Source organism: Amycolatopsis sp. NPDC005003 (assembly GCF_053600695.1).
The window spans coordinates 112,562-130,941 of the sequence record NZ_JBSGAI010000003.1 but is presented as its reverse complement, the minus strand read 5'-3'; the positions used below and the strand labels follow the sequence as shown (position 1 = coordinate 130,941).

Here is an 18,380-nt window from a genome sequence, read left to right as displayed (position 1 = left end):
GCTCCTAGAAGTCGAAGTCGGACGCGAACGAACGCTTCAATGTGTAAACCGCCTTGGCGAAGACTCGCCACTGGTTGGTGTTGGGGATGCGCTCTTCCAGGCGGAACTCGACGGCCCGGTTGTTGTAATCGTTGGCGTCTTGACTGAGCAGCATCCGGGCGCTCTGGTAGCGGTCGCGCTTGTCGGAGGAGGTCTGGTCGAAGGTCAGGTCGACGACGTTCGAGATGAGAGTCTCGCCAACATAGAGCCCAGCACGGAGCGTGCGGGCCTTGACCTTGTCGCTGACCTGCTCGGTCTGGAAGAGTCGGACGACAACCTGCCCAGTGGTGATCTTGTCGGACTCAGGCCACACCTCCACGTTGACCAGCCGGGTGTCACTCTTGCGCTTCTTATTGACCGCCAGCACCGGCACGACGATCTCCTGCAACGTCGCCCCGCCGTGCACGAATCGGGAACCGCCGCCGGGCAGCCGCAGACGGTGGAGCGACTTGGGGATCTGGATTTCCAGGTCACTCTCCAGCCCGAGCTGGGTGGCCTCGAAGGTGGCAAAGGCGTTATCGAGCTTGAGCCCGTTGCCCAGCACGAAGCGCCGGTTGACGACCTTGATGCCATCGCCCTGTGGCTGGGTCGAGAGGAAGAACGTGTCGGGTAGTGCCTCTTCCTGGAACAGGAAGCCATGGTCGGTAGTGATGAAGATGTTGGTGGCGTTGGCGCTCGCCAGTTTTTTCACCAGGTCAACAATGTCACGCAGGGTGTCATCGACTGCCTCGAAGACCTGCCGTTCGGTGCCTGGCTTATCCCCCGTGGCGTCGATTCGGTTGTGGTAGACGTACAAGACCCGGTTGGACTTATACAGCTCGCGCCGTTCCTCAGCGTTCAGGGCCTTGAAGTCCTCGGCCTGGATCGCCGCTCCGCCGACGCTCTCCAGGATCTTGCTGCGGAAAGCGGTGTTGTTCGTCGGCTGGTCGTCCGCAAGCACAATTTTGGCGTCCGCCGAATGCTTGAGCGTCGCATGCGGCAGCAGCGCCGCCATGCCGAGCTGAGTGTAGCTGGGCAGCACCCCGAGCACGGCGTCCAAGTTAGCGTCGAAGCGGTCCTCCCGCCGGATGAGCGAGCCAAGCTCGTCGGCCACCTCGTAGCGCAGCGCGTCGGAGATGATGACTACGGCCTTCTTGTCGCCGTCGCGCACCAGCGGCTCGACATAGCGGACGTAGAAGGCCGTCTGCGAATACAGGGCAATCGAACGCCACTTCTCAACCCGGTCCACCTGCTGCTGCCAGGCGTTTCCCAGCTCATACACGTACTTGTTGGTGTAATGCTTCTCGACCAGCCCGCGAAGTGTCTCCAGAGGCTTCGGGTACTCCGCCGTGCGCGCGGCGAAGACGAACTGGCGATACAGCTGGTCAATACGGAACCACCTGTCCCGATACCGCTCCAGCCCGTCGTCGAACGACTGCATCCCGAGATTCAGCGACGCCAGCTCGCCCAGCAGCTCCGACGCACTGGCGACGGCCGTGTAGAGCTGCTTGTAACCGTCGGCCCAGACACTGCTCTGCCGCTGGCGCACCACCTCGGCCACCTCGCGCGGAGTGACGGTCTGCTCGGCTACCGCTCGCGCCAGATCGCTGATGATCTTCTGATCTGTCTCCTCAAACAAGTCGACGCCGACCAGGTCGCGGAAGCTGGCGTCCTCGATCTTCGACTTGTAGTCCAGGTCTCCGGCCGCCCGCTTGGCGAGCGTCGCCATGGCGGCCTGACTGCGTCGGTCGTTGCGCAGGCTGGCGAAGTCGAGCTGGATATTCTGCAGACCGCCTGGGCGCTCCGACTTAAAACCCTCAATGGCTCTGCTGAAGGTCCACAGCACCAGGTCATCGACGCTCGGCGACGCCGACTGGTAGCCGTATATCCGGGCCACGCCCTGCCAGTAGAAGCCATCCAGGCCGAAGTCGACAAGAGCGTCGTACTTGGCATGCTGGCCCTTCGCGTTCTCGGTCAGGAGGGTGCGCGTGATCTCCAGCAGGCTGTGCGAGTCCTTAAGGCCCAGCACCACGGCGGTCATCTTGGCGCGCAGATCGGTCGCGTCGTCCTCGGGGTTGAGGAGTGCCTTGAGGCTCTGTAGGCGCTTCGTGGCGTTGAAGAACTTCTCATACGCCTGGACGACTTCCACGATGCCCTTACCCGTGAGGCCGAGATCCTGGGCGACCAGGGCGGCGCGGTCGGCCGTGAAGACCCCGTAGGCCAGCTCCAGATCGAGCAGCCAGTTCCCAACGCCACCAGGTACTCGACCCGAGCGGTAGACCAGGAACTTGCCCTCCGGCTTATCGCGCAGCAACCTGTTCTTGATGGAGAACTCGTCGTTGGCGACGCGAATGGTTTGGATGCCAGGCAAGTCGAGGCCGTCGATCTCCGCGGCATACCGACCTTCTGCGTCGTGCCAGAAAACGACCCGGCGGCTATCGAACCAACGCAGCAGGTGCGGCCGGACGGTGGCGGCGTCACTCATTGCTGCCCCCAAGCCCAGGGATCTTCTTCAGGGCGCCACCGAACTTCGGATAGTTGGCCTTCACGCCATCGTCCAGGTCGATCGCGAGCTGCCGTGACGCCAGCGGGTACAGCACGTCGTGCTCGTACTCGTCGAGCTCCAGAAGGACCTTGCGTAGTCGGTCCGCCTCCTTCTGTGCAGCGGCCTGCTGGCGCGGAGAGCCCCCTCTGGCAGCCAGCAGTTCCTGCTGCTGCAGGCTCGACGCAAGCTTCGCTCGGTACTCGCGCAGGTACTCGTTGAGCACCGTCGAGACTGTGGAGGGCGTGTAACGGTGCATGTAGATGAGCGCATTGAAGGAGCCGTTGGGGCTGGAGAACAGCCAGTAGATCGGGCGCTTCTTGTACCGCTGGACATGGTCCTTGTAGAACGACCTGACGAAGTAATCGCGGATACCCTTCACTCCGAGCGATTCCGTCACGAAGGCAAGGTTCTCTTCGAAATTCCGTTCCCCGAATGCTGACCGAAGGAAGGCCCGGAAGCGAGCAACGATGTCGTCCGCGAACCAGTCGCCATCGACGATCGGGATGACGTTGTCCGCATCTGGCGCGAAGGTTGTTGATGGGACCGCGTCGAAATAGTCCTGCAACGTCGCACCCTGGTCGGCAAGAATCAACCCCTCCTTGTCGAGGCTGTAGCGGCCGAACATGCAGCCCACAGCGTAGGAAACAAGATCGACGACGAGATCGGTCCACTCGAGGGCGAAGTATTCCTGGGGGGACTTCCCCGGGCCATACCGATACTCGACGTTTCTTGTCAAAGACACGCGATGTAGGGGGACTTGGATTTGAACCTCGTCCTCAAGACCGTAGGCTTCGGCGACGACTCTGTTATTCTCGACCTCCAGAGACTGCTGCCGAGCCGCGGCCGTCGCACTTTCGGCCGAATATGCGGAGACAATGTCTTCGAGCGTAGCGACCACGCCGGCAGGTCGTCCTCGTGAACCGTCTGTGCCGCCGAATTCGGGGGCGATCCTGCTGGCGCTGACATCCGCCTCAGAAGCCTCAGTTGCGATCGCCAGCGCCACCAGCGGACTGATACGGAAATCCCAGGCGGTCTCGAAAGAGTCCCAATCCGACCTAGAGCACGCCACAGCAGCTGTCACATTCGGCGAGAGCCATGCAATGTCCAGGAGTGACTTTGAAAATGGAAGCGCCTTTACGTCGCGGAGCTGGAGATGCAACGTTGGGTTCAACACCGGTAGGAGACTCTCAACAAGACTGGAGTTCAGAAACCCCAACACAGTTTCGAGACTCAACTCAGGTGCAATGAAAGCGGTTGGGCCGGCCATGTCGAAGGTCCCGCCTTCCGGAAGGAACCTGAACCCCGTGCCGCTCGAGGTAATGTCAGTCCAGCTGATGCCTTGGCGGTACCAGAACTCCTCGGCAATAATTCGACACGATGAGTTGCGTCGGTATTCGCTTCGCGCGGCCGGGGTCCAGTTGACCACGTTCTCCACGTTTCCAAACCATCGCCTGAAGGTGCCACCCTTCGCGTAGGGGATCCATTTGTCGCGCCTACAATCCCGACGCGATACTTCCCAGTGGAACCGCAGGTACAGGTCGTTGTTGGCCGTCTTGTTCTGCCCCTCTGTCTCTACGAACCGACCCAGGCTTTCGGGCAGATCGAACACAGCGCGTTTGGCGTCAGAGAGCCAGTACGCGATAGGCGAACCGGGAACCTTGGCAAAATCGTTCGACGATGCCGAGAACCGCCAACCGCAGGTCGGTTCCGCAATGGCTCTCAGGAGTGCCTGACGCTTTTCCTCCACGGCCAATGTGGTCAATTGAACGAAGGGCGTCATTCGACCTTGGGCGCCAGCCATCGAAAGAACGAAGGCAGCATTCGCGCCAAAAATATCTGGATGATTGGACACATCACGGAGGTGGATAAAACTGTCAAATGAGTGACCTGTCAGGATGTGCTTGCGCAGAGTTTCGAAGCTTACAATCGACATCCAGGTGTCACCAATGACTTCGGCGACAAATCCGTTCGGACACGCCAAGTTCATTGCTCTCAACACGAAGCAGCCGTATAGGTCTTGCTTTCCGCTCGGATACGTAGCTTTGGTAAATTCTGCGAGACGGACGTCCATGTTCTTGCTGCCCATGTAGGGCGGGTTCGCGACGACGACGGAATAGCGCTCGGTCAGGTATCTAGCCTGCGTTAGGACGCGAGCTGCCCTGCTGGCTATATCCGCTTTGAGCATGTCTCCCTCGTCGTCGAGCGACTCAAAATGACACGCGACCCGAGCGGTTAGTTCCGTATCGGGCTGTATCAGTGACCCGAAGATGTCGGCGTCCTCGAACTGGTTCCAGAAGGCCGTCTCCTCGTGCTTGTCACCGCCTCTTGTGAATAGGAACTCGATCTCATCGGGCGTGAACCGGATCGGGTCAAGAACACAGACGTTGGGATCGACCTGCTTGTTGAAGAACGTGCGTTGCTTGGACCGGGCCTTCATGGTCAGGGCGAACGCCGCCAGCGCCCCGGCTCGCGGGTCGATCTCCACGCCGAAGAGGTTGTTAGCCAGGATCAGGCTCGGGATCTCGGCGGGTGCGTAGCCCTCCTCCTCGTAAATGGAGTACAGCAAGTCGAAGGCGTAGGTCAGCATGTGGCCCGAGCCGCAGGCCGGGTCGACGACCTTTAGCTCGTCGGGCCGGGAGATCTTGAGGAAGTCGGTCTCGTCGTCGATCGGCGCGATGTAGTACTGCATCTGGTCGACAAGGCGGGAGGTTGGGCGGTTGAGCATCCAGAGCCGACCTAGGGAGTTCTCGACGAGGTAGCGGACGATCCAGTGCGGCGTGAACAGCTGAGTGGCTGCGGGGATCTCGTCGGCGCCGGCCTTCTTGTTCTTCTTGAAGCTGGCGAAAACATCGTCCTTACGCTCTGAGATGTAGAACTGGTACAGCCAGCCGATGACCTCGACGTCCTGGCACACGTCCTTCGTGAGCACCTTGACCGCACGACTCGGCACTGATTCGTCGGCCAGCAGGTTGGCCGGGATGAGCAACTCGGTGTAGTCGCCCTCCCGCTCGAACATGAACGGCATGGCGCGGTTCCAGTAGCGGCAGTAGTCCGCGAGCAGCAGGGCGTAGGCCTCGCCCTGGGTGTCGTCGCTTCGGCGGGTGCCGTTGAGCAGAGCCGTGACCGTGTCGCGGGTCTTGGTGCTGACCACTGCGGCGTCGATGTTGCCTCGCTTGGCTTCGGCCAGGATTTCGGGTTGACCGGTTTCGACGCCGGGCTGTGGTGAGACGACGCCGATGCCGGTGTAGCCGTTGGCGTCCATGAATCGCAGGGCGACGATTCGGTTGAACCAGGTGTAGGCGACCCGGTCGGCGACCGCTGCCTTGCCGTTCTCGCCGCCGCCGACCGCCGTGACCGCCTTCTCCAGGTCCTCTACGGCCTTGGGCTGCTCGACTCGCTCGGGCGAGGCTGGGGCCAGCACAACCGCGATCCGGGCGGTCACCTCTCGGATGAGCGTCGTACGTGCCCAGGTGGCGAACGACTTCAGCGGCGCGGTTTCCATCAGAGAGAGACTCGCTTTCCGTCGTTCAGGGTCTGGATGAGTGCCGTGCGCAGGGCGTCGAGGTAGCGGTCGACGTCCTCTTCTGTCTCCAGCACACCCGAGACGCCGGTGGCTGCGATGGTCTTGATCGACACGGTCTGCTTTGGCGGCGGCGTACGACCATCACCATCGTCGTCTCCATGCTGAGCGGCGGCCAACTGGTCGAGCAGACTCGGGTAGACCGTCTCCTCGAAACTCGAGCCAGTCTCGCGGATAAGGGCGATCTGGTTCTGAGCACGGATACGGGAGATCGTCTGGTCGACTCGACGCAGCACGCTTTCCTGTGCGTCCGGGGTTGCCTTGGCGTAGAAGGCGCTGCCTTCGATCCCGGCCTTGCGCTCTTCGATCGCCTCGACGACATCCGCGCGGTTGCTGGAGACGAACCCGTCGATCTGAGCACGCAACTGGTCGGTGGCCTGCTTGAGCTGGGCCATCTTGTTGCCGCGGAAGGCGTTCGGGTCGCCCAGTGCGGCGCGCACCTTCGCGTCACTCCCAGAGGGCAGATAACCGAGGTTGCTGCTGTGGGTGGCCACCAGGTCGGCCGCCTGGTCATAGATGGCCTTCTGGCCACCGCTGAGGAATGCCTGGATCGGGTCGATGGTGCTTTCCTTGGCGTCGAGCAAGTCGTCGCCAAGGTTGAAGTCGGTCAGGTACCAGTCGTCGGGTTTGCCGACCACCTCGTCAAGCAGAGCGATCGGAGTCGAGAGCTGAGCCACGAACGGGTACTTCGAACCTGTGATGGTCGCGTTGAGCTCGTCGCGCTTGGCCTGCAGCCTGTCGGCCCCGTGGCGGGCGAGTTCCAGCGGGTCCTTGGGGGTGTTGCCCTCGTCGAAGAAGTCGGTGCAGAACTTGCGGAAAGCGGCGACCTTGCGCTCGTCGAAAGTTCTTTGGGGAGACACCACGGCGTGGGCGTGCTTCTGAGTGTTGCGCAGTACCGTAGCGACCTCGGAACGCTTGAGGACGTTGCCGTCGACCGTAAGCGTGACCTTGGATGTGCCGATTAGGTAGGCGACCAGGACCTCGATCGAGGCCAGGTCCCAGCCGTAGGGCTTGGTGGTGAAGCTGTCCACAATTGTCTTCATCGTGACCTGCTCGCCGAGTGTCTCCTTGCGGAGAACCAACGACAACAACTCTTCCGCCGGCGCGTAGAGCTTGCTGGCGGTTTCGGCATCGAACAGCCCGCTGTCGGACTTGACTGCCGAGGCGACCTGCTGCTCGCTGTAGGTCGTACCGCCAAGCAGCTTGAGCTGGGTGTAGGTGCGGCTGATGAGGTCCTGGAAGCCATCGGTCACCCGAACGAGCGCGTCCTGGGAGCTTGAGGTGACGTCGGCGGCGTTGATGACCAGCGCGGACTTGCCCACCGAGACCTTCGCCCGCTCGATGAGTTCCTTCTCGCGGTCGATGTTCTGCGCACCCTTGGTCTGCAGGATCTGGCCCTCAGTGGCTGAGATCGAGGTGCTCTGCTTGCGCTTGATGTACTTCTCGGTCCTGATCAACAGCCGCAGATCCGCCAGCAGCCGAGCGTCCGGTTCGAGGATGACGCGCAGCTCGTCCTTGCCCGCACTGTGCATGCGGATCTCCTCGGGCGAGTACGCGTACTCCGGCGAGATGAAGTGGACCGCCAGCTCGCGCTGCGGGCCATGGGCCTGGTCGTCGAGCTTGAAGCCGAACGGGAAGTCCTGGCCGTTCTTGGCGTAGCGGATCTTGTTCGTCTTGATGACGTCACCCGAGAGGATCTTGAACAGTCGCCCGCTGATTTCGGATCCGTCGATGTCGACGTTTTTGATCTCTTCCTCGATGACCTGTTCTTCGTTGGTCAGGTACTCGTAGGTGTTGCCGTTGCGTTGGATGTAGGTCTGCGTCTCCAGCACGGTCAGCGCTTCCTTGACCTGCTCCGAGAGGGCGGGAAGGTCGAGGCCGAAACGGTCGTAGACCAGCACCGTGAGGTTACGCGGGGTCGCTTGGAAGCTCTCGACGTACTTGACCAGGAACAGTGCCTTGAGCAGGCGGATGGCCAGCGGGTTGTCGAGGTTGCGTTCGGCGACGTCGATCGAACGCTGGGCGGCAGACTTCAGCGAGGCGCGGATACCGGCGAACATGCTGTCGAACGTGGCGAGCTGGCCGACCTCGACGTTGCCGATGTCCTTGGCGACCTGCTGGACGACGCCGAGCATCGAGCGCTCGCCCACCGAACTGTTGCGCCCCTCGAAGACGTTGTGGTCGGAGATGCCCTCGATCGCGGCCTGGAACAGCGGGAACTGGTAGCTGACGAACGGGTAGGTCCCGACGAAGTGGGCCTCGTCAGCGTAGTTGCGGTAGGTCTTGGCCCCGTCGACGAAGTCGAACAGCGTCTTGAAGTTGGCGTGCTGGTCGGCGTGGATCGTACTCAGCGCGGCCACGCCGGCGTCGTTCTTCTCCAGCAGACGCTTGCGGATGACCTCCTCGACATCGGCGCTGGTGAGCTTGAGGCGGGTCTTGAAGCGGGCCTGGATCTTGGAGAAGTCGTTGCCCTGCTGGCGGGTGCGGTCGCCGATGACCTTTTCCATGTCCTCCTGCGAGGTCACGAACACCCACGCCCGGCCAGAGCACTTGGTGTTGAGCGACTCGGCGATGGTCTGCAGGTTGAGCATCAGTTTGGTGTCCGAACCGATGAACTGACCGACCTCGTCGACGAAGAAGTTCAGCCGGAAGGCCGGGTCGCCCTGCTTGTCCAGCCAAGCCTTGACCTCGTCCGCGAAGTCCTCGATCGAGACGGAATAGGAGGCGCTGTACTGCCGGATGATGCCGTCTGCAGTGCCGCCGTTGACCTCGGCGAAGGCCCGGTCGATGCTCGGGCCTTCCAGTGCACTCTGCTCGCGTCCCTGAGACCAGGGGATGCCCGCGATGCGTTCGAACGCTGCTTGGAAGGCCGCGTACTGGCCGCGGTTGTCCAGATCGCGCTCGAACCGCGCCACGTGGCCCTGGTTGCCGTAGTAGCCGCGGCTCTCGTCGAACACCTTGACGAACACCTTGAGCAAAGCGTCGGTTTGGTCCTTGCTGATCAGGGTGGCCTTCTGGTCGATGTTGAACAGCAGGCTCTTGGCGGGGATACGGTCGGCCTTGTTGAGCAGACCTGGGAGGAAGGCATCAGGGCTCTTCGCCCGGAAGCTGTCGGAAACGTTCTGGCGCGGGTAGTCCTGACCGTCGACGTCGCCGAGGAGGTGGGCGAGCATTTTGAGCATGTGTGACTTACCGGAACCGAAGAAGCCGGAGATCCACACACCGTTGGCGTTGGTGTAGTCCGTGTACTCCTCGAGCAGGATCTCCAGGCCCTTCGCGGCCTCGTTGGTCAGGACGTACTCCTCGACCTCAGTGCCCAGGTGTGCGACGTCGTCGGCCTTGATGACGCCTTCGATCGGGCGCTGGATGTCTTTGGCGAAGATCTCGCTGAGCTGCATCGAGCTCACGCCTCCTGTTCCAGGATGTTCTTGGCTCGGTAATACTGGTCGTCCTTGAGCCGACCGAACAGCACGAGCGAGGAGCCCAACGTGTCGGACTGCTCGTAGCGGCCTGGGAAGAACATGAGCATCGGCTTGCCCTTGACTACAGACTGCAGGTTGTTGAGCACGTTGTGCGAGCGGATATGCGGGAAGACCTCGCCGATCCCGGTGAGAAAGAAGATGTCGAAGTCTTCCTGCGCGAGCCGGTCTCGGATCGCAGGGGCGATGTGCAGCTGCGGGTCGAGCATCCCCTGGAGCATCTCGCGGAAGTCGGCCTTGTCCTGGTCCGGCTCGATGGCAAGGACCCGGTCCCAGACACCTCGCTCCCTCAGGAGTTCGACAGACAGGTCGTAGAGGTTGATCTCGAACACGGTGATTCCGGCACTGGACAGCCGGTTCTTGATGCGCTTCTTGGCCGCCGCGACAGCAAGCGCCTCTTCCGGAGGGTACGGATAAATAAAGAACGGGACTTCGTTGCTCAGGCCCTCCATCTGAAGGAACCGCTTGCCGCTGAGGACCGCGAGCAGGTGGTCTTCCTGCTGAGGCAGAGTCTCCGGGATCACAGCGCAGCCCCCTGCGCTGCAGTTTGCCGAGTCGGGAAGAATCGCAGGTCACTCGGCGTGTGGGCGCTGAGGGTGGCAACAACTCGCTCGGACAGCACGGCCGGCCTGATCAACCCTGCCTCCGACAACAGCTCGGCTTCATGGAGCATCTTGAACACGTTCGACCTCAGCTTCTGCAGCGTCGAGTCCTTGATCTCAGCCAGCTCGTCATGCCACACCGCCTTGGTCCGGAAAAAGCTGTCGAAGTCCTGGTATTCCAGCGAGGAGGCCAGGAGCAGAAAGCGCTCCCGCAAGACCTCCTCAGCAAACTCACCGACGAGCTCGTAGCGGCGGCAAGCAGCGGCCCACATGAGGTATCCACGCTCGGAGGCTGTCGCCTCGGTCAGGAGCTCGACCTCGTCGTCGGCGAGCGCCGAGAGCCGCTTCACGGTCTCGCGGACCAGACGGACTCCCGTGCGATGGGTCCGCGCCTGAAGCAGGTTGCTCTCCACTGCCTGGTCGCGGACCTGCTCCCAGTCGCGCCGCTCGATGTAGGCGGGCGCAAGCAGCGCGCCCTCTCGCGCCAAGAGGGCGCCCGTGGTGAACGAGAGCGCGTACCGCCGCTCTGCCGCCAGCGGGCCGTTCATCGATCCGTCCTCCCGGTACAGGGCAAGCCGAACAGGTCAGCTCCACTGACCGCCTCTCCTGTCTGCTCACTCATCGCCAAGATCCCCCTCACCCGACGAGGCCGCATTGCCGCTTCGAACCCACTCATCGACCTCGCTCGCCTGGAACTTCCACAGCCGACCCACCTTGTGGGCCGGCATGCCCTTCTCTGCGATCCAGGCGTAGACCGTGTCCTTCGTAACACCAAGGTGAGTCGCGATGTTGTCAGCAGAGAGCCAGGGGTCAGACACGAGGCAACCTCCAGCCATCCAGCAGTCACGAGCACGCGAAGGATCTCACCTTACCGGAGAAGGCCCAGCTTGACCCGGTCTAGCCCGGTGTAACAGGCAACAGCCCTGTCTCAGGCGGCTCCGTCTCGTGGACGCCCGGCTGCAAGCACCCACCTGTTCGGCCACCTGACCTGGCACCGCCACCGCCAAGGCGGTTTTGCGAATCGTCCGCTGTCGGCGCGGTCGCGGGTTCCGCGACGTGGCTCTCTACTCGTGTCATGCTCGAGTCGGATACGCAGCCAGGACATCACGGACGCCAAGTCAGCAACCTTGCGACCACACCACCGTCCAGTCGGGCGGTGATCTACTTGCGGGTGTCCTCGGCAAGTCAGGTCAGGCGGGACTATGCCCCGGAGGGGATCTCGATCCCGGCCCAGCGCGAGGCGTGCTGCCGCAGAGCCGAACAGCTCGGCTTGACGATCGTGGAAGAGTACGTCGAACCCGGGCCGGTCAGCCGTGGAGATCGCCAGGCGCGCCGTGTTCAAGCGGATGCTGGCTCGCATCCGCGACACCGACGACGTCGATCACGTGATCGTGTACAAGCTGTCCCGGATGGCCCGCAACCGGGTCGACGACGCGCTCGTCATGGCGGATCTGCGTCAGCGGGGCGTCACCCTGATCTCGGCCACCGAGTCCGTCGACGAGACCCCGGTCGGACAGCTGATGCACGGCATCCTCGCCACTTTTAACGAGTACCAATCCCGCGAGTCCGGCGCCGACATCGCCTACAAGATGGGGCAGAAGGCCCGTAATGGCGGCACGATCGGCCGCGCTCGGCTCGGCTACCTCAACCACATCGACCGCACCGATGGCCGTGACATCCGCACCATCATCGTCGATCCGGAACGCGCGCCTCTAGTTCAGCTCGGTTTCGAACTGTTCGCCGCCGGTAATCTCACCATCGACCAGCTGTCCGAGCGGCTCTACCAACGAGGTCTGCGCACCCGTCCTACAGCCCGGTACCCAGCACAGCGGGTGTCGATCAGCAAGCTGGCCCGGATGCTGCGCGACCGTTACTACCTCGGCTACATCACCTACCGCGGCGAAGAACTTCCTGGCCGACACGAACCGCTCGTCAACCCGATTCTGTTCGATCTTGTCCAAGCCGTCCTCGACGCCCGCACCACCTCCGGAGAACGACGACGGGTACACCACCACTACCTCAAGGGCGCCCTGTACTGCGGGCACTGCCACCAATCAGGCAACACCGGACGGATGATCATCCAGCACACCGTAACCCGCCGCCGCGACGAATACACCTACTTCTTCTGCCGCAACCGCCAGCAGGGCAACTGCACGGCCCCGTACGTGAACGTCTCCGTCGCCGAACACGCCGTCGAGCGCTACTACGCCACCGTCAGCCAACGGCGGATCACCGACGCCCTGGCGACACTGACCGCAGACGCCGCCGACCACGTCCTTGGTCGAACCTGTGACCCCGTCTAGGTCTACCAAAGCTGCACCGACGACCAGCGCCGACTGCTCAACCACGCGCTCTTCCGCCAGCTCTACCTCGCCGACGACCGCATCACCAACCATGAACTGTGGCCGCCGACGCACTGACCTAAACAACACCAACCCAACAGGCTCATACCGTGCGGAGCTAAAACACGAAAACAGGCCCTGAACAGCGAAAACCCTCTCGCTCGTCTTGCAAGCGAGAGGATTACTCTGCGTACAAAACCGCAGGTCAGGGCGCGAAAATCGAATTCTCGGTGGCCCTGCCGGAGGCCTTTTCAAGGCCTCCGGCCGCCGTTCGACGAGTCCTCCAGATGGCCGAGGCGTGGCTGAACGTCGAATTTTGTGATACACATCACACCACGTCCTTGCGTACGGCCCGCCAGCTGCGAGCTGACGAAGTTGATGAGCTCGTGCGCGGTCATCGCGGGGGCGCCAAGCTCCGAGATCTAGCGACTCTCGTCGGCGTCAGCACTCAGACCATCAGCCAGCACCTTCGCGCACGCGGCCTCAACACCAGGCGGGGCCTCGCCCCCGAGGATGTACCTGCAGCCGCAGAGCTCTACCGATCCGGCTGGTCGCTAGTCCGCGTCGCCGAGAAGTTCGACACCACGGCGAGCACCGTGCACCGACGACTTCTTGAGGCCAACGTGCGGATGCGGGACACTAACGGGCGGGTGCGGTAGCGCCTACTGGTCTTCTGGGTCTTCGGCCGCCGTCAGCACAAAAGACTCATATCGCCACTGTTGAGCAGTAGCGTGTGCGCGCAAGACCACCTCAACGATCTCTGGCACGGGAGCGTCCTCCTCGGCTCGGCACCGATCGATCTTGCGCTTCAACGCCAGCCATAGCTGTTCAGCCAACGCGACCTTGCTCGGCTCGTAGCTCCACCGGCTCCACACGTGCTTGATGTCTACCCGCTGATGTCCCTTTCGCGAACGCTCGCGTAGCTTCGCGAAGTCCCGAATCAACTCATCTCGGGTTAAGCCGTTCACCGTCTCGTGCACGGCCATCAAGGCATCAGCCAGCTCGTCATCGTCGAAGTGAGCAAACTCGTAGCAGGATGCTGACCACGTCCGCACCTCAACGAGCAGGCCGAGTTCTTCCTCGGTGGTCTTGGCGCCCTGCGCCCGAAGCACACTCCTGATCTCATCAACGATGTCTTCGCGCGTCTTCGCCGCCCTGTCTGGAGACCACTTTCCCTCGGGATCAACCGCAACCATGAGGCAAGTGGGCGGCTTGAGCAGGTCCCAGCTGCCCTGAAGTCGCTGTCCGCCGATCAAGGGCGCTGCTGCCAGTGCAGCCACCTTCTGCAAGTCTCTGTCCACCCCGTCGAGACGAAGTAACCGCACGAGTTCGGGCACCTCGCGGAAGCCCAGCTCCGTCCAGACCTTCGGCACGTGGACGGCTTCGCTCTCGCCCTCCACTGCCAACACGACACGGGGATGAGGGGATATTCCCAGTCTCATCAGGTCTTGGTCTAACGTGCTGTCGCGGTAGCTCAAGCGGTCGTGCATGGGATGCACGGTCATCGACGGCGGCTGCGGAAGCGGATCAGCCAAGCCACGGCCGGCCAAGTCTTCGTAGTAGAGGAGCAAGATTTCAGCCGTCTGCCGCATGTCCATCGCGGCCAGGGCTGGCCCTTTCAGCTCATCCCATGCCTTCTTCGGCGCTCGCCGCGCGAGCTTGCCCCATGACCGACCCAGCGGGTCGACGTCATGCGCCAGTTCCAGCAGGTCCTCGGCATCGTCCTTCGCCTGGGTAGCAGAGTAGCCGAGCGTATGGCTCGTCGCGACCGGGTCGAAGGAGTCTCGGTAGGCGTTCCACTCTGCGGTACTGGCGCCCGAGACATGAACCCACTCGGGATCGAGCTTCGGAAGGTACCGTGCTTCAAGAGCGGTCGCCGCGATGGCAAGCCTCCTGAACTCGGTCGCCCGCTCGATCAAGTGCTCATGAGGGGCTGGCAGCGTTACGCGCAGTTCACGACCCCGCCACTTGTTCCGACGCCCTTCCAGTATCCACGGCATGATCGACAAGACGTGCAGCTGATGCCATGAGTAGAGAAACCCGTTCCACCAGCGCCGGTTGAACCGTGCATGCCGAGCAAATGGCAGGTGCGGCCGGAAGGTCGTCGAAGCAAGGTCACGCAACCTGCCTGTCTCGCGAGCAAGACGCAGTTCCGTAAGCAAGGTCCCCGCGCGACCCGGCTCGTCATCGACGGAGACCGCGAGCGACGGGTCCGGCTCATTTTGCGCCCACACGAACGGGACGAGTAGCCGGTGTCGGTAGAGCTCGCGAATAACCTGAGTGTCTAGATCGAACCCCCGTCGCTTTGCCTCCGAGATGAAGCCGTCTGAACTCAAGGGCGATCGCTGCGTGAAGACCCACGGCATGGACGCAACGACAAGTGACGACGGATAACCGCCCAGGGTCCCGTTACCACTAGAAGAGACCTGTGCCATAGACTGACTCTATTCCTTCTAACAAAGATTGGCCAGATATCATCTAGCTGTCTTGACTGCGATTTTCCTGAACGAACCTCGCAACTCGCTCGTCAGTTATGCCATCGTAGCCATTGAATGCGAAGCTCTCACTTCCGGCCAGCCTGTTTATCTCCGCAATAGCGTCGGCCAAGAACCTATCCGACCCGTCGAAAATAATTTGCCTCACCTCAGGACTCTCAATGACAGCAGCAAAAGCCGGCATACTCCTAGCGCTGAAGTAGCGGGCAAAGTTCGTATAGAAGTCGCCGGTGCTGATTTTTCCTCGCTTGTTGATGTTAGCCAAGGCGGCGTACACATCAAACTGACAGAGACTACTAAGCACCCGGTTATCGTCTGCAGTCATGTCTGGATGCAAAGCCTCGACCGACCTCACGACGTTGTGAGCACGGCCGAGTAAGCCAGATTGTTCCGCAGTCTGAAATATATGAGCTCTCGATGCCATAACCAAAGCTTGCCGAAGCCAGCTACCATAATGATTCGACGTATCCTTATCTGACTTCCGAGTCGCGATAAGTAGAACATCCGACCAGCATCGAAGTCGAACAGCGAGTCCGCCAAGCGCATATGCTCGACAAACAACATCAAGCCATAACCACACATCATCAATGCCCTTGGGGCCATAACCAGCATCGTCGAAACCAAGCCCATAAATTTCAATCAGGCTCGATACAGCTTCTTCTAACCAAACACTTCTCTTGTAGTAGAGGCCAATGGCGCCAATCACGGATATTCTGTCAAGCAAGCGACGGAGCTCATCCTGATCCGCACCAATCAGAGCCGCGGCATCTACCTTGGCCCGACCGAAAATGCGACGAATAGGCATGTCGTCATTGCGGCGAATGAGCTCCGCGACGAGATCTTCAAAGCCTTTCTCGTCCATCTTCCACGTGAAGGCTTCGATTGGAAGGTCTTGCAAATGGCGAGTCTTTTCCGCTTCGGCTGCGATATTAGCCAACTGGGCGGTAATCTCCACCGCCCAAGTGTCTTTGCGCCTTGCAATCAGCTGCTCGATAAGCCGCACCTGATCAGAAGTCTCCCAGCGTGTACTTGCCGATCCACGTCGGACGAGTACATCGCCGGGACGGAAGCAGACGGTTGTCTTTCCCGATCCCGGGTCGACGTAGTCACCCACATTGCTAAAAACAGCCCACCCGTGCGGATTTGGACCAACGTAAACTCCGATTACCCGGTGGCCATCGATGACATGATGCGCCGACTGAATCGTGAATGGCTCGGGAATGAACTTGCGGACCTTACCCCGCAAGTTTGCCTCATCAAAGAGGGTGACGTCGCGCTCGGTGACATCGGCGACCACGTTGCCGTAATCGTCGGCACCAATCACGATGTAGCCACCGTGCTCCTGGCTCTGCATCGCAGCAATGTCCTTGACAAGTTCGACCAGCTCGCTTCGCTGATCGAGGTTCGACGACCGCTTGAAGTCTAGCGACGGCTGCTCACTCTTTTCCGCCAATAGCTCTCGGATTTTCTCTTCAGTCAGTGTGGGTTCAACAACCACCGCCATATGACGACCTCCTCGTCACAATATACAGCCACGAGCAACGGCGTGCTACGAGTGGTCACCTCGTCGGAAAAACCACAGGACGACAGCCCTCGCTCCAGCTAATATAGAGATATGAACTATGTTGAACCACCCGACAACGGCTTGCCCACTCCATACCAGCCGGATTGGCAAAAGATCGCGGCCGACACCTCGGAGAACTCCCACATGGAGGCGGCGTTCTACCTATTAAGAGAGATGGCACATTGGACTTGCCTCGTCGCGGGCCTCAAACCGGAGAGGCCACTGGACCGCAATCGCGCCGTTGTGCGTGGCCTTATCGTGCGTCTCATGAAGCTGATGCGCCTGACCCTGCGGGAGCTCAAGGACCAAGAAACCTTTCAACAGCTGTCTGTCTTTCGTGATGCCATCGAGACCGTGGCTACCTTGCTCTACCTACTCCAGGACGACGGCAGCGGCGCTAGGTTCGACCAATACATTCAAAACAGCCTAATCGCCGAACGACACCTCTGGGACAACATCCAGAAGAACATCGAGCAGCGCGGCGGTCAGGTACTGCCGATCGAGGAGCGCATGATGCGCTCGATTAAGCGCGCGGCTGAAGCAGGCGGTGTGACCGACGTGTCGCAGCTCCCATCCCGAGGCGCAATTGGCTATCCGAGCACAGAAGCCCGAGTCCGTCTGCTCGGCCCCCAGGTCTACGAGGCGTATCGCGGTGGCTCTGTCGAGACGCATGGCGACTGGAACGACCTGTTTCGTAACCACCTGCACTACGAGGATGGCACTTTTACTCCGAATCTCAACTCAATGGAGGTGCGACCGCAAGTTCCGCTCATGCTCGTCATTCTGGCGACGAAGATTCTTATCGACAACTTGGCTGTCATCGTCGACGACCAGGCGATAGCCGACTTCTTCGAGCCCGCTCTGACCGACCTCAATGCCCGTGCAAGCCAACTCGACGATGCCCACGAGCGGTTCCTGCACGGCCAGTAAACGTGGGCACGACGGTTTATCAGCAGCCGACACATTGCTTACTGCCGTTATCGACTAAGGCTCGCTCCGGGATGGAATTGAGACTAAGATAGCGCAAACTACCTACGATCGTTCCATGGCAAAGGGAGCCGATGACTGCCACCCTCACCACCATCTTGATCTCGGCTCTCACTTCGGGCGTGGTCGCGCTCGGCGTCGAGTGGCTGTTCAAGCCACGTCTCGAAGCCCGCAAGGAGAGGCTGCTTGAACTTCACCGGAAGCGGCGCACGTTCGAGGCCCAGATGACGACCATCCTAGTCAACATCGCTAAGTGGTCGGCACTGGAGTTGCCCGCAGGAATGTCTGAGACGGTCGCTTCCCGACTTGCGGAAGACAGGGCCGCTGCCGTTCTGCAGATCGAAGAAATTGCTGCAGCGATGAACCTTGAGATATTCGATGTCGTGTTCGCGTATCCGGCTCAGCGCATAAGAGACATCATCATCCGCTACGTCTATGCGATCTGGCTTGTGCAGCAGTCGGACCGAACGCAAGACGAGAAGTGGGAGATCTTCTTGGACCTGACGCAGGCGGCTCACACCTGGCTGTTCAGCCGGTATTGGCGGGCGCCATCGCGCACCAAGGCGATGTTTCACCTCATGAAGTCGCTTGACACACTCTCGGACAACGGAGTGACCAATACGGCTCCAGGGGACGCGAGGCAAGTTGAGTAGCGTTACGGGTTTGCGACCGACGCCCAACTCCCCATACGACGCTTTACCGTCGATAAAGTTCCCGGTGCACCAACTCGGAACGTTCCACTTCGTCAGCCTCCGGCCGCATATCCTC

Annotated in this window: 11 protein-coding genes; 3 read left to right on the top strand and 8 right to left on the bottom strand. The window is 61.1% G+C overall.

The genetic code is table 11. The features are described 5' to 3' along the window. Positions 1 to 4: 4 nt before the first annotated feature. From pglZ to ACWED2_RS04840, 6 genes are all read right to left on the bottom strand, one after another. A complete protein-coding gene (gene pglZ / locus ACWED2_RS04865) occupies positions 5 to 2,503 on the bottom strand; it encodes a BREX-1 system phosphatase PglZ type A (protein WP_449689105.1) in 2,499 nt (832 codons plus the stop codon). After that, positions 2,496 to 6,065, bottom strand: a complete 3,570-nt coding sequence (gene pglX / locus ACWED2_RS04860; protein ID WP_449689104.1) for a BREX-1 system adenine-specific DNA-methyltransferase PglX — start codon at positions 6,063 to 6,065, stop codon at positions 2,496 to 2,498. The genes pglZ and pglX overlap by 8 nt, the downstream gene beginning before the upstream one ends. Beyond that, complete coding sequence (gene brxC / locus ACWED2_RS04855; protein WP_449689292.1) at positions 6,065 to 9,541, bottom strand: BREX system P-loop protein BrxC; 3,477 nt, start codon at positions 9,539 to 9,541, stop codon at positions 6,065 to 6,067. Before brxC ends, pglX begins: the two co-directional genes overlap by 1 nt. Positions 9,542 to 9,546: 5 nt before the next feature. Then, positions 9,547 to 10,146, bottom strand: coding sequence for a DUF1788 domain-containing protein (locus ACWED2_RS04850; protein WP_449689103.1), 600 nt, complete (start codon positions 10,144 to 10,146; stop codon positions 9,547 to 9,549). Then, positions 10,143 to 10,772 (bottom strand): DUF1819 family protein, encoded by a 630-nt coding sequence (locus tag ACWED2_RS04845; protein WP_116112902.1) that lies wholly within the window; start codon positions 10,770 to 10,772, stop codon positions 10,143 to 10,145. The genes ACWED2_RS04850 and ACWED2_RS04845 overlap by 4 nt, the downstream gene beginning before the upstream one ends. 66 nt (positions 10,773 to 10,838) lie before the next feature. After that, entirely contained in the window at positions 10,839 to 11,042 is a 204-nt protein-coding gene (locus ACWED2_RS04840; protein ID WP_116112899.1) for a helix-turn-helix domain-containing protein, read from the bottom strand. Positions 11,043 to 11,537: 495 nt separating this feature from the next. Here ACWED2_RS04840 and ACWED2_RS04835 point away from each other — a divergent pair, with 495 nt between their 5' ends. Next, on the top strand, positions 11,538 to 12,527 hold the full coding sequence (locus ACWED2_RS04835; protein ID WP_449689102.1) for a recombinase family protein: 990 nt from the start codon (positions 11,538 to 11,540) through the stop codon (positions 12,525 to 12,527). 701 nt (positions 12,528 to 13,228) lie between these two features. On the opposite strand, the gene ACWED2_RS04830 is transcribed toward ACWED2_RS04835, so the two are convergent. Together ACWED2_RS04830 and ACWED2_RS04825 are read right to left on the bottom strand one after the other, a co-directional pair. Continuing rightward, positions 13,229 to 15,001 (bottom strand): hypothetical protein, encoded by a 1,773-nt coding sequence (locus tag ACWED2_RS04830; protein ID WP_449689101.1) that lies wholly within the window; start codon positions 14,999 to 15,001, stop codon positions 13,229 to 13,231. A gap of 43 nt (positions 15,002 to 15,044) precedes the next feature. Further along, complete coding sequence (locus ACWED2_RS04825; protein ID WP_449689100.1) at positions 15,045 to 16,565, bottom strand: AlbA family DNA-binding domain-containing protein; 1,521 nt, start codon at positions 16,563 to 16,565, stop codon at positions 15,045 to 15,047. A 111-nt stretch (positions 16,566 to 16,676) separates the two neighbouring features. On the opposite strand from ACWED2_RS04825, the gene ACWED2_RS04820 reads away from it, so the two are divergent. Both ACWED2_RS04820 and ACWED2_RS04815 read left to right on the top strand, forming a co-directional pair. Then, the gene (locus ACWED2_RS04820) at positions 16,677 to 17,555 is read left to right on the top strand and encodes a DUF5677 domain-containing protein (protein WP_449689099.1); all 879 of its coding nucleotides are present in this window, start codon (positions 16,677 to 16,679) and stop codon (positions 17,553 to 17,555) included. 131 nt (positions 17,556 to 17,686) lie between these two features. Continuing rightward, positions 17,687 to 18,265: a hypothetical protein gene (locus ACWED2_RS04815; RefSeq protein WP_449689098.1), complete on the top strand. Its 579-nt coding sequence runs from the start codon at positions 17,687 to 17,689 to the stop codon at positions 18,263 to 18,265. Positions 18,266 to 18,380: the final 115 nt, after the last annotated feature.